The following is an 11,585-nucleotide window of genomic DNA, read 5'->3' on the forward strand; positions in this document are numbered from 1 at the left end:
CGCCTCACCCCCGTGATGTCGATTCCGGTGCCACCCCCGCCAACCGGAGCCCCATCCCGATGACCCGCAAGACCAGCCTGATCGCCGCCGCCGTCGCTGTCGCACTCGGTGGCTCTCCGTTCGTTGCCGCTGCCCAGCAGGCCGGCACCGCCGCCAACACCCTGGACACGGTGATCGTCACCGGCACCCGCGTGGCCGACCGCACCGTCGCCGAATCGCAGTCGCCGATCGACATCATCACCCCTGAAGTGCTGCAGTCCACCGGCACCAGTGAACTGGCCACCGCACTGTCGCGCGCCCTGCCCTCGCTGAACTTCCCGCGCCCGGCCTTGACCGACGGCACCAGTGGCGTGCGCCCGGCGCAGCTGCGCGGCCTGTCGCCGGACCAGGTGCTGGTGCTGGTCAACGGCAAGCGCCGCCACACCTCGGCGATGATCAACGTCAACGGCAGCATCGGCCGTGGCTCGTCGGCGGTGGACATCAATGCGATCCCGATCGCCGCCATCGAGCGCGTGGAAGTGCTGCGCGACGGTGCGTCGGCACAGTACGGCTCGGACGCCATTGCAGGCGTCATCAACGTCGTGCTCAAGGGCAGCGGTCGTGGCGGCAGCCTGGCCGTGGACTACGGCCAGTACTCGGCCGGTGACGGCAACAAGTACCAGCTCTCCGGCGATACCGGCGTCGAGTTCGGCAACGGCCGTGGTCGCGTGCACGTGGCTGGCCAGATCAGCCAGCAGGACGAGAGCAACCGCGCCGGCCCGTACCGCGGCACCACCCCGAACACCGGCAACTTCCCCAGCATCGGCCAGAAGACCTTCATCGTCGGCGACCCGCGCGTGGATGCCACCGCCGCGTCGGCCAACGCCAGCTTCGACTTCAGCGACCACGTGACCGGCTACGCCAGCGCGCTGCTCAGCAACCGCGACATCACCTCGTTCGCGTTCTACCGTTCGCGCAACCACAGCGGTCAGAGCGCGCTGCTGGCGCAGACCTACCCCGACGGCTTCGTGCCGGAGATCAACCAGTATTCGAAGGACCGCTCGCTGGTGGCCGGGGTCAAGGGCAACACCGACAACGGCTGGACCTGGGACCTGAGCCTGAACCACGGCGAGAACACCCTCGACTTCCACACCCGCAACAGCATCAACTACAGCCTCGGCGCAACCAGCCCGCGCTCGTTCTACGACGGCACGCTGAAATACCAGCAGGACATCTTCAATGCCGACCTGACCAAGTCGCTGGACTGGGGCCTGGCCTACCCGGTCACGCTGTCCTTCGGTGGTGAGTACCGCAAGGAAAAGTGGGACCAGAACCCGGGCGAGCTGAACTCGTACACAGGCAGCGGCGCGCAGGGCTTCGCGGGCTTCACCCCGACCAATGAAGTGCATGCGGACCGCCACAACTACGCGGTCTATGCTGGCCTGGAAGCGGACCTGACCGAGAAGTTCTCGGCCGGCATCACCGGCCGCTACGAGGACTACTCGGACTTCGGCGACCGCTTCTCCGGCAAGCTTTCGGCGCGCTATGCATTCACCGACAAGGTCGCGCTGCGGGCCACCGCCTCCAGTGGCTTCCGTGCACCGTCGCTGGCGCAGCAGGGCTACCAGGCGGTCACCAGCCAGTTCCTCAATGGCGTATTCGTCGAGCGTGGCACCTTCCCGACCACCAGCCCGGCCGCGCAGGCGCTGGGCGCCTCGCCGCTGAAGGCCGAGACCTCCACCTCCTACAGCCTGGGCCTGGTGCTGCAGCCGGTCGACCGCCTGTATATCACCGTCGACGCCTACCAGATCGACATCGATGACCGCATCGCATTGTCGTCCAGCATCACCACCAACGCGGCCACCAGCGCGCTGCTGGGCACCCTGGGCCTGCCGCAGGTGACCGCGTTCTCCTACTTCACCAACGGCCTGGATACGCGCACCCGTGGCGTCGACTTCGTGTCCAGCTATACGGTGCCGTTCAACGCCAGCAGCCTGGAGCTGACCGCTGCGTACAGCTACAACGACACCGAAGTGCGCCGCGTTGGCGGCACCCCGGCGGTGTTCGGAACGCTGGGCCTGACCCAGTCGCTGATCGGTCGCGACGAAATTGGCCGCATCGAGGACAGCTACCCGCGCGACAAGGCGATCCTGAGCGGCACCTGGCGTTCGGACCACTGGGAACTGGGCCTGGCCGCCACCCGCTACGGCAAATTCACCGTGCGCAACTCGGCCACCGCGCTGCGTGACCAGACCTACGGCGACGCCTGGGTGGTGGATGCCTCGGCCAGCTACAAGCCGAGCAGCAACTGGACCCTGACCGTGGGCGCCGACAACCTGCTGGACAAGTACCCGGACCGCACCGAAGACCTGCAGAACTCGACCTTCGGCATGCTGCCGTACAGCAACTACTCGCCGTTCGGCTTCAACGGCGCGTATGTGTACGGGCGGATCAAGTACACCTGGTAAGCGAGGCTCTGGTAGTGGCGGCCGCTGGCCGGCATACCCTCGCCGCATCTCTCACACCCGCCGGAATGATCCGGCGGGTGTTTTGCTATGTGCTGCGAGCAAGATCAGCCGTGCGGCTGGCAATTGGACGTGCGATGACCTTCTGCGATCACACGGACAGACTCGAGACAGTTATCCAGACTGTCAAAATTCACGTTCACTTGAAGACCAGGAAGCATCCAGCTCGCGCTGCCAAATGTCTGTTCATCGTGCCAACGACTGGCTCTTTGGCCAATGCGCTCTTCGAGAATGGACGGCGGATCATCGAACTGAAGACCGAATGGCAGCGACCCAGCCCAGGCTCTTGAGTTTCCCAATCGATCGCGGACGAAACTGATACCCGTGCATACCGGATGGCCACCGGGCGTGCCCCGTTTGCTGTCGAAGTACAGGATGAAGCCATGCTCGCCGGATCTATCGACGACCTCCCTGCTCGACTCCGCCATCAGACTCGCAAGACCAAACTCCCGGAACACGGCATGGAAATCAGCGTCCTCGGTCGATCTGCCGAGGACAGCGAGCACCTGCTCCGCTGAAGGGTACTCGCGCGTTGCCGGTGCGCAAGCCAACGGACGCATGGGAATTCCCAAGCTGATATCAAAGATCCCACACGCTCCTGCCTGCTTGATGCATCCAGCCTGATACGTCAGACGAATGCGGTAGTCAGGCAACCACCACGCGTCACGCCTGCCGGCGTGCAAGCTATCCCCAAAGCCCGCCGTGGCGAGCCTTTCGCGAGCGGTCGTCCTGTCGTCCTCCCATTGCAGGCCAAACGGCAGATCGCCTTCGTACCTGCGCATGACATCCGGAATGCCGGCTGTCACCGCAACGTTGGTGAAGATCAGCTCACCGCTCTTGCCGTGCGAAGCAACGGATCGCCCGTTCCAGTAGTTGCGCTCGCTGAAAGAGAACAGCATGCCCCGCGCGCTCACACGCAGAATCGCCTCGTAAGGGCATTTTGCAGGACGGGCCAGCTCTGGCCTTCGCCTGACGCCAAGCGATTGCAGCATCGTTGAGACGGCTGGGTCAGTGGCGCTTCTGCCAAACAGCGCCGTTATCGCCTGTAGGTCCATTCATTCCTCTGGTGGAAGCCCCAGGCTGACGCAACGGACTCCCCTTTCACCGTCGTAGTCGACAGCCAGCTCCAGCTTTCCGAGCATCCATGCGTCGACATTACCAGACAGACCAAACACCATTGGCGCCCCCAGATCGGCAGATACGTCCGACCTGATCTGGTCCCTGGACATCAGGAAGTTCAGGCCGAAAGGCATCGGCCCTTCATACTGGGTGCCGGTGTCATTTCGCCAGCCCCAGAAGATCACGTCGGCGAGCATCCAGGGGCCATCATCGATGTCGTGATAGGCGGTCTCTGAGACCAGACCGGCATCCTTGAATTCAAGCTGCAGTCCAGCAGCGTCATCTGCCCAGATCCGGTGACCACTGACACCCATGCGGTAATCATCCAGATTCTGAAGCTGGATTCCAATCCTCGAAAATATGGTTTCGAGCTCCTGCGATTCTGAATCGCTGCCGATCGCAGCGATGAACTCTTCAATGGCTGGATGATTCATCAAGGTCCCTTGTCCATACGGGCGAGAAGCACACACGCCGCGCGTACGCCCGGCGATCAGGACGGTCCACCGGAATGCCAACGGATACGCAGTGAATCGAATCTCCGGGACCAGAAAAATCCACCGCAAGCTTCAGACCGCTGACCCACCAGATATCCACTTCTCCAGAAAAGCCCATCTCGACAGCGTTCCCTGCACCCAAAGCGCCAAGTCGGTCCCTGATATGTGGACGCAGCATGGAAAAGCTCAGTCCGTGGGGTAAAGATCCAGCGTAGGCCCGCTTGTTTTTCCTGACTCCCCAGAAGATCGCGTCGGTCAGCACCCATGGGCCATCGTCCAGACCGTGATATGGAATGTCCTTCAGCAGGCCGATGTCCTTGAATTCCAACTGCAGCGCCCCCTCGCTGTCGGTCCATATTCGCCTTCCAGCCAAGTTGAACGGATAGCGACGGAAGTCGACCTCGCCGATTTCCAGTTCAAGGAGCAACCGGGACAGGGAGGCAGAACTCGTGTCCTGGCCTACCGCCTGAATCACTAATTCAATGTCGGGAAGCTTCATGCGGTTGTTCACCCATGCGATCTAGAGAGCAGGCCCCGCCTGGTTGGCAAGCAGAAGGGGCAATGAGCACATGGTGACGCGTGCGGGGCTCGGAAAAACTTCGGCCAGACCTCAGGCGTCCTGCCCAGAACGCGCGCCACCAGAATGACTTCCCACCCTCGTATGTCGTTGGATCGACTGAAAACCTTGGCGCACAGGGGCAAAGAGTCCTGCGATGGCGCCGCCGCGTATCGAACCCATCCCCCTTCCCGTGCCTTTCTCGGGTGGCGTCGGCCTGGCTCCGGTTCACGGTCCAGAGGAACGGGTCACCCCAATTAGGTCCGATCCCGACAGCGCCACCCTCGATCGCCCTGCACACGCCAGGTCGGACGCCGACCACTGATGGCTCCGCCCACGCAACGATCCGATACGCTGGCCGGGTTTGCCGTATGTGGCCGCATCGGTGAAAATCGGGCATCCCCCCGATTTCCTGCGAGTGCCGATGCACCATGACACCGACCTGATCAACATCGTGGCCGTTGGCCTGGGGCTCGCCTTCATCTTCGGCGCGCTGGCCAACAAGCTCCGCTTGTCTCCCCTGGTCGGTTACCTGGTTGCTGGCATCTGCGTAGGTCCGTTCACCCCCGGCTTCGTCGCCGACCAGGCGCTGGCCAACCAGCTGGCCGAACTGGGCGTGATGCTGCTGATGTTCGGTGTCGGCCTGCACTTCTCGCTGAAGGACCTGATGGCGGTCAAGGCCATCGCCATTCCCGGTGCCATTGGGCAGATCGCAGTGGCCACCCTGCTCGGCTGGGGCGTGGCCTCGCTGATGGGCTGGCCGGCCATCCATGGCGTCATCTTCGGTTTCTCGCTGGCCACCGCCAGCACCGTGGTGCTGCTGCGGGCGATGGAAGAACGCCGTCTGCTGGAGACGATGCGCGGCAAGATCGCGGTCGGCTGGCTGATCGTCGAAGACCTGGCCTGCGTGCTGGCACTGGTGATGATGCCGGTGATGGCCGGCGTGTTCGGCCCCGACGCGGCCAAGGAATCGCACTCGCTGGGCAGCGTGCTGGCCGACATCGGCTGGACCTTCGTGCAGCTGGGCCTGTTCGTGGCGGTGATGCTGGTGGTCGGGCGCCGGGTCATCCCGTGGATCCTGGAACGCATCGCCGGTACCGGTTCGCGTGAGCTGTTCACCCTGTCCGTGCTGGCGATCGCGCTGGGCGTGGCGTTCGGCTCGGCGATGCTGTTCGGCGTCTCGTTCGCGCTGGGCGCGTTCTTTGCCGGCATGCTGCTCAACGAATCGGAGCTGAGCCACAAGGCCGCGCATGATTCGCTGCCGCTGCGCGATGCGTTCGCGGTGTTGTTCTTTGTGTCGGTCGGCATGCTGTTCGACCCCAACATCATCGTGCAGCACCCGTGGCAGGTGCTGGCCACGGTGCTGATCATCATGTTCGGCAAGTCGGCCGCCGCGTTCTTCATCGTGCGTGCGTTCGGCCACCCGACCAGCACCGCGCTGACCATCTCGGCCAGCCTGGCGCAGATCGGCGAGTTCGCCTTCATCATCGCCGGCCTCGGCGTGGCGCTGCAGATCCTGCCGAAGGAGGGCCAGTCGTTGGTACTGGCCGGTGCGCTGGTGTCGATCATGCTCAACCCGCTGGTGTTCGGCCTGCTCGACCGTTGGCAGGCCAAGCAGGAGCAGTCTCCGCAGGTACCCGAGCCGCCCGAAGCGATCGGCCCGTCGCGCGACCTGCATGACCACGCCATCGTGATCGGCTATGGCCGGGTGGGCAGCGAACTGGCGCAGGTGCTGCGCGACCGTGGCGTGCCGGTGCTGGTGATCGATGACAACAAGGAACACGTCGAGCAGGCGCACGCCAAGGGCCTGGCGGCGATCCGCGGCAGTGCCGCTGCCGACCGGGTGCTGGCCGAGGCCCATCCGGAACGCGCGAAGATCGCGGTGCTGGCGATTCCGCAGCCGCTGGAAGCCGGTGAGGCACTGGCCAAGCTGCGGGCGATCAACCCGGACCTGACCCTGCTGGCGCGTGCGCACAGCGACGCCGAGGTGAAGCATCTGCTGGAACACGGTGCGGATGGCACGGTGATGGCCGAACGTGAGCTGGCGTATTCGCTGGCGGAGATGGTGATGGCCACGCCGCCGTATCGCGGGTTGGGCCAGCACAGTATTCCGGTGGTGTGAGGGGTGTGCGTGCGGCAGGGCTTGCAGCCCTGCACCTGCCGAATCAACGTCAACGGCAACGGCAAAAGCTCACTCTCCGTGGGATGGCGGGGCGCGTCCCGGCTGCTGTTGGTGGGTGTCGACCTTGGTCGACACGGCGGCGCATGGGGTCAGATCCGTTTTCCACAGGAAAACGGATCTGACCCCGGAAACAAAAAAATCCCCGGTCGACCCGCATCGACCGGGGATCTGGATCGCCACGTTGCCACGCCTTGGAGAGGCAGTTCCACCGTAACCCATCGCGGCGCGGGTGGTGATCGCCTGTGGCGATGACGACCAAGCGTGTGGCTATCAGGCGCCGGCCAGGGCCTGCTCCAGGTCGGCACGCAGGTCGCCGATATGTTCGATGCCGATCGACAGCCGCACGGTGTCTTCACTGACGCCGGCCTTGGCCAGCTCCGCCGCATCCAACTGGCGGTGGGTGGTCGAGGCGGGATGGGTGGCCAGTGACTTCGCATCGCCCAGGTTGACCAGGCGGGTGAACAATTTCAGCGCGTCAAGGAAACGTGCCCCTGCCTCGCGCCCGCCCGGCAGGCCGAAGGTCAGCACGCCCGAGCCGTACCCACCCAGATAGCGCTGCGCGGCGGCGTGCTCGGGATCGTCGGCCAGCCCGGCATAGCGCACCCACGCCACCTTTGCGTGTGACTTCAGGAACTGCGCGACGGCCAGTGCGTTGGCGTTGATGCGTTCCATGCGCAGGGCCAGGGTCTCGATGCCCTGCAGGATCAGGAACGCATTGAACGGCGACAACGCAGCGCCGGTATTGCGCAGCGGCACCACCCGCGCGCGGCCGATGTAGGCCGCTGGCCCCAGGGCTTCGGTATAGACCACGCCGTGGTAGCTGGGGTCGGGCTGGTTGAGCCGCGCGAAGCGTTGGGGCTGTGCGGTCCAGTCGAAGCGGCCGGAATCGATGATCGCGCCGCCGAGGCTGGTGCCGTGGCCGCCCAGGTACTTGGTCAGCGAATGCACCACGATGTCGGCGCCGTGCTCGAATGGGCGCAGCAGGAACGGCGTGGCCACGGTGTTGTCGACGATCAGCGGCACGCCAGCGGCATGCGCGACCTCCGCAATCGCAGCGATGTCGGTGACGTTGCCGCGCGGGTTGCCGATCGATTCGACGAACACCGCCTTGGTGCGCTCGTCGATCAGCGCGGCGAACGCAGAAGGATCAGCCGGATCAGCAAAGCGCGCCTGGATGCCGTACTGCGGCAGGGTGTGCGCCAGCAGGTTGAGGCTGCCGCCATACAACGCGCTGGAGGCGACGATGTTGTCGCCAGCCTCTGCAATGGTCTGGATGGCATAGGTGATCGCGGCCTGCCCCGAGGCCAGCGCCAGCGCACCGATGCCGCCTTCCAGCGCGGCCAGGCGCTGCTCCAGCACGTCGGTGGTGGGGTTCATGATGCGCGTGTAGATATTGCCCGGTACCTTCAGGTCGAACAGGTCGGCGCCGTGCTGGGTGTCATCGAAGGCATACGCCACCGTCTGGTAGATCGGCACCGCCACCGCGCGGGTAGTCGGGTCGGGACGGTAGCCGCCGTGTACGGCCAGGGCTTCCAGTTGCCACTGCGGGTCGCTCATTGCGCCAGGCTCCATCCGGGGAAACCGCCACCATAGGCCAGCCGTCGCCGGCCGCTGAAAGCTGCTGGCGATGACGTCCATACCGGGGGTTATCAGGTTGGCCGCGATTCAGGCAGCGGTCACGGGGCGTTGATAGGCTTCGCCGCCGGGCGCTCCTGCCCGGGCACGGAGGCCCCACGCGCATGCAGCCATCCCCCTGGACACCCACCGCCAACGGTACCCCGACCCAGGTCTTGTTGGTGGAGGACGACCGTCGCCTGGCCGAGCTGGTCAGCGACTATCTCCACGAACATGGTTTCGCCGTGCAGCATGTGGCACGCGGTGACCTTGCCGGCGCGGCCTGCCGCCAGCATGCGCCCGAGCTGGTGGTACTGGACCTGATGCTGCCCGGCCTCGGCGGCATCGACGTGTGCCGGCAGATCCGCAGCTTCTCCGACGTGCCGATCCTGATGCTGACCGCCTGCGAAGACGACATCGAGCAGGTGCTGGGCCTGGAATCGGGCGCCGATGACTATGTGCACAAACCGATCGAGCCGCGCCTGCTGCTGGCCCGCCTGCGCGCCCTGCTGCGCCGCCGCCATGGCAGCAGCAACACCGGTACACCCAGCCGTCTGATGCATGGCGAACTGCTGATCGACCGCATGCAGCGCGAAGTGCACCTGCACGGTCAACCGGTCGAGCTGGGCACCACGGAATTCGAGATCCTGTGGCTGCTGGCCAGCCAGCCGGGGCAGATCCTGTCGCGCGACCAGATCCTGCAGGCGGTGCGCGGCATCGGCTTTGACGGCCTGGACCGCAGTGTTGATGTCAGCATCGGCAAGCTGCGCCGCAAGCTCGGTGATGATGCGCGCGAACCGCGGCGGATCAAGACCGTGTGGGGCCGTGGCTACCAGTTCAATCCGTCGGCCTGGACGGCATGAAGCGGCTGTTCCTGTGGTTGTGGTTTATCACGGGTGCCTGCTTCCTGGTGTCGGTGTTCTTCCTCAACCACATCCTGGACGGCATCTACACGCCCGTGCAGGATCGCGTCTTCGTCCAGCAGGTGCGTGGTCAGGTGTACGCCCTGCGCAGTGGCCTGGCCGGCCTGGATGCCGACCAGCAGCGTGAGCGCCTGCAGCAGTGGCAGCCACACTACGGCATCGCCCTGACCCTGCTCGACAAACCTCCCGCACTCGACGCGCAGGAACAGGTGGCCGTGAAGGCCGATGGTTTCATCGTGCGCGATCAATACCAGCAGGTCCTGCTGCCCATCGAGGGCAGCGATGGCCGCTGGCTGCACCTGCGCCTGCCTGGCGCGGTGCAGATGACGACGTACATGACCATCGCCGCCTACCTCAGCATCCTGCTGCTGGTGGGCGCCAGCCTGTACGCGTGGGTGCGCCTGCTCTGGCGCGACCTGGAAGCGCTGCGCCGGCATGCCGACCGCATCGGTTCGGGCGATCTGCAGGCACGTGCCCAGGTCTCGCCACGCTCGCAGATCCGGGTCATCGTCGACCACTCCAACCGCATGGCGGCACGCGTGGCCGAACTGGTGCAGCGCCAGCGCGACCTGACCCATGCGATCTCGCACGAGCTGCGCACGCCGATCGCGCGCGTGGCCTTCGGCCTGGACCTGATGCAGGACAGCGATGACCGCGAACGCCGCGAACGGCTGGCGCGGGGCCTGCACGGCGATCTGGCCGAACTCAACCGGCTGGTCAGCGAACTGCTGGCTTACGAACGGCTGGAGCATCCCAGCGAGGGCGAGCCGATGCAGCGCATCGAAGCCAACGACTGGCTGCAGGCCTGCCTGGCCGATGCGCGCCGTGATGCCGAACGTGCCGGGGTGGTACTGCGCGTGCAGCCCAGTGCGTTGCCGCGGGTGGATGCCGAACCACGCCTGCTGCAGCTGGCACTCAGCAATCTGGTGGGCAATGCGCTGCGCCATGCGCGTTCGCAGGTGGAAGTCTCGCTGGTCGGTGTCAGCGGCCGCGCCTGCCTGCGTGTGGATGACGACGGTCCCGGCATTGCCGAGGCCGATCGCGAAAAGGTGATGCGCCCGTTCACCCGCCTGGATGACAGCCGCAGCCGCGATACCGGGGGCTTCGGCCTGGGCCTGGCCATCGTCAGCCGCATTGCCGTCCGCCACGGCGGCGAACTTCGCATCAGCCGCGCCACGTTGGGCGGCGCGCGCATGGAAATGCACTGGCCGCTGGCTGCCAGCTGAACGCCCCTGGGCGCGGTTACAGTTGATTACAACTCCCGCACAACTGCGGACGGATCGGTCGCCGGCGTATCGCCACGCTAGCGACCCTGCAGCACTCGCCGGATGCGCGTGCTGCCTTCCTCCCATTGTCGAGAGTTTCCATGTCCCAGCTTCGCCGTTCCCCCGCCCTGCTCTGCCTGGTCCTGTTGCCGCTGTTCGCCGCACCGATCGCCCACGCCAAGGATGACCACTGGACCTTCGAGGTCGCTGCCGGCGGTGGCGTGGCGCCGCGCTACAGCGGCAGCGAGGAGTATCGTGCGACGCCGTCGTTGTCCTTTGATGTCACCTCGCCGGGTGGATGGTTTCTGGGCACCAGTGGCATTGGCTGGGGCACCTCCATCGGCGAGCACACCCGCGTGCGCGCGTATGTCGGCGCCAGCGGCATCCGCAAGGAAAAGGACTCGCTGCTCGGCGGTTCCGACTTCCTGCGCGGCATGGGTGATATCGATGCCCGTCCCCTGGTCGGCGTCTCGGCTGGTTATACGCTGGGCGAAGCCGTGCTGAGCGGCTCCTGGCAGTTCACCCGCAAGGACGAGGACAAGGCAGAGAACGGCCTGGCCACCCAGCAGATCCATCTGAACCTGAGCATGCCGCTGTTCGACCTGGCCGGCGGCGTGGTCAGCGGCAGCGTGTCCACCGACTACGGCAACCGCGGCTACATGCAGACCTGGTACGGCGTCAGCCCGGAACAGGCGGCGCGTACCGGCTTTGCCGAGCACAAGCCAAAAGCCGGCCTGGTCAGTGCCGGTGTCGGCCTGAAGTGGAGCCACCGCGTGGGCCGCAACGGCAACTGGTACATCTCGGCCGAAGGCACGCGCCTGCTCGGTGATGCCGCCGACAGCCCGATCGTGCAGAAGGCGAACCAGTTCGGCTTGATGAGCGGCTATACGCACCGCTTCTGAGTGAGCGCCGGGCATTGCCCGGCCCA

At 65.4% G+C, this 11,585-nt stretch carries 9 protein-coding genes; 5 read left to right on the top strand and 4 right to left on the bottom strand.

Annotated elements, in window-relative coordinates; translation table 11 throughout:
* Positions 1-59: 59 nt before the first annotated feature.
* Entirely contained in the window at positions 60-2,447 is a 2,388-nt protein-coding gene (locus CKW06_RS18515; protein WP_038645251.1) for a TonB-dependent receptor plug domain-containing protein, read from the top strand.
* Between the two features lie 104 nt (positions 2,448-2,551).
* Here CKW06_RS18515 and CKW06_RS18520 read toward each other — a convergent pair whose 3' ends face one another.
* From CKW06_RS18520 to CKW06_RS18530, 3 genes are all read right to left on the bottom strand, one after another.
* On the bottom strand, positions 2,552-3,403 hold the full coding sequence (locus tag CKW06_RS18520) for a hypothetical protein (protein WP_231910810.1): 852 nt from the start codon (positions 3,401-3,403) through the stop codon (positions 2,552-2,554).
* A gap of 156 nt (positions 3,404-3,559) precedes the next feature.
* Positions 3,560-4,057: a hypothetical protein gene (locus CKW06_RS18525; protein WP_024957836.1), complete on the bottom strand. Its 498-nt coding sequence runs from the start codon at positions 4,055-4,057 to the stop codon at positions 3,560-3,562.
* Positions 4,038-4,616: a hypothetical protein gene (locus CKW06_RS18530; protein ID WP_024957835.1), complete on the bottom strand. Its 579-nt coding sequence runs from the start codon at positions 4,614-4,616 to the stop codon at positions 4,038-4,040. Before CKW06_RS18530 ends, CKW06_RS18525 begins: the two co-directional genes overlap by 20 nt.
* Before the next feature lie 481 nt (positions 4,617-5,097).
* Here CKW06_RS18530 and ybaL point away from each other — a divergent pair, with 481 nt between their 5' ends.
* On the top strand, positions 5,098-6,795 hold the full coding sequence (gene ybaL / locus CKW06_RS18535; protein WP_005414286.1) for a YbaL family putative K(+) efflux transporter: 1,698 nt from the start codon (positions 5,098-5,100) through the stop codon (positions 6,793-6,795).
* 330 nt (positions 6,796-7,125) lie between these two features.
* On the opposite strand, the gene CKW06_RS18540 is transcribed toward ybaL, so the two are convergent.
* The gene (locus CKW06_RS18540; protein WP_024957834.1) at positions 7,126-8,412 is read right to left on the bottom strand and encodes an O-acetylhomoserine aminocarboxypropyltransferase/cysteine synthase family protein; all 1,287 of its coding nucleotides are present in this window, start codon (positions 8,410-8,412) and stop codon (positions 7,126-7,128) included.
* Between the two features lie 182 nt (positions 8,413-8,594).
* Between CKW06_RS18540 and CKW06_RS18545 the strand changes: the two genes are divergently transcribed.
* The 3 genes from CKW06_RS18545 (at position 8,595) to CKW06_RS18555 (ending at position 11,559) form a co-directional block, all read left to right on the top strand.
* Positions 8,595-9,332, top strand: coding sequence for a winged helix-turn-helix domain-containing protein (locus CKW06_RS18545; protein WP_005414287.1), 738 nt, complete (start codon positions 8,595-8,597; stop codon positions 9,330-9,332).
* Entirely contained in the window at positions 9,329-10,618 is a 1,290-nt protein-coding gene (locus tag CKW06_RS18550; RefSeq protein ID WP_024957833.1) for an ATP-binding protein, read from the top strand. The genes CKW06_RS18545 and CKW06_RS18550 overlap by 4 nt, the downstream gene beginning before the upstream one ends.
* Positions 10,619-10,758: 140 nt before the next feature.
* Complete coding sequence (locus CKW06_RS18555; protein WP_024957832.1) at positions 10,759-11,559, top strand: MipA/OmpV family protein; 801 nt, start codon at positions 10,759-10,761, stop codon at positions 11,557-11,559.
* Positions 11,560-11,585 lie beyond the last annotated feature (26 nt).

This window comes from Stenotrophomonas maltophilia (genome assembly GCF_900186865.1).
Classification (GTDB): domain Bacteria; phylum Pseudomonadota; class Gammaproteobacteria; order Xanthomonadales; family Xanthomonadaceae; genus Stenotrophomonas; species Stenotrophomonas maltophilia.

What these genes read in the sequence shown, in the direction of transcription:
- CKW06_RS18555 (WP_024957832.1), top strand. Translation starts at nt 10,759, where the DNA reads ATGTCCCAGCTTCGCCGTTCCCCCGCCCTGCTCTGCCTGGTCCTGTTG.
- CKW06_RS18515 (WP_038645251.1), top strand. Translation starts at nt 60, where the DNA reads ATGACCCGCAAGACCAGCCTGATCGCCGCCGCCGTCGCTGTCGCACTC.
- CKW06_RS18530 (WP_024957835.1), bottom strand. Translation starts at nt 4,616, where the DNA reads ATGAAGCTTCCCGACATTGAATTAGTGATTCAGGCGGTAGGCCAGGAC.
- CKW06_RS18545 (WP_005414287.1), top strand. Translation starts at nt 8,595, where the DNA reads ATGCAGCCATCCCCCTGGACACCCACCGCCAACGGTACCCCGACCCAG.
- CKW06_RS18550 (WP_024957833.1), top strand. Translation starts at nt 9,329, where the DNA reads ATGAAGCGGCTGTTCCTGTGGTTGTGGTTTATCACGGGTGCCTGCTTC.
- CKW06_RS18540 (WP_024957834.1), bottom strand. Translation starts at nt 8,412, where the DNA reads ATGAGCGACCCGCAGTGGCAACTGGAAGCCCTGGCCGTACACGGCGGC.
- CKW06_RS18520 (WP_231910810.1), bottom strand. Translation starts at nt 3,403, where the DNA reads ATGCTGTTCTCTTTCAGCGAGCGCAACTACTGGAACGGGCGATCCGTT.
- CKW06_RS18525 (WP_024957836.1), bottom strand. Translation starts at nt 4,057, where the DNA reads ATGAATCATCCAGCCATTGAAGAGTTCATCGCTGCGATCGGCAGCGAT.
- ybaL (WP_005414286.1), top strand. Translation starts at nt 5,098, where the DNA reads ATGCACCATGACACCGACCTGATCAACATCGTGGCCGTTGGCCTGGGG.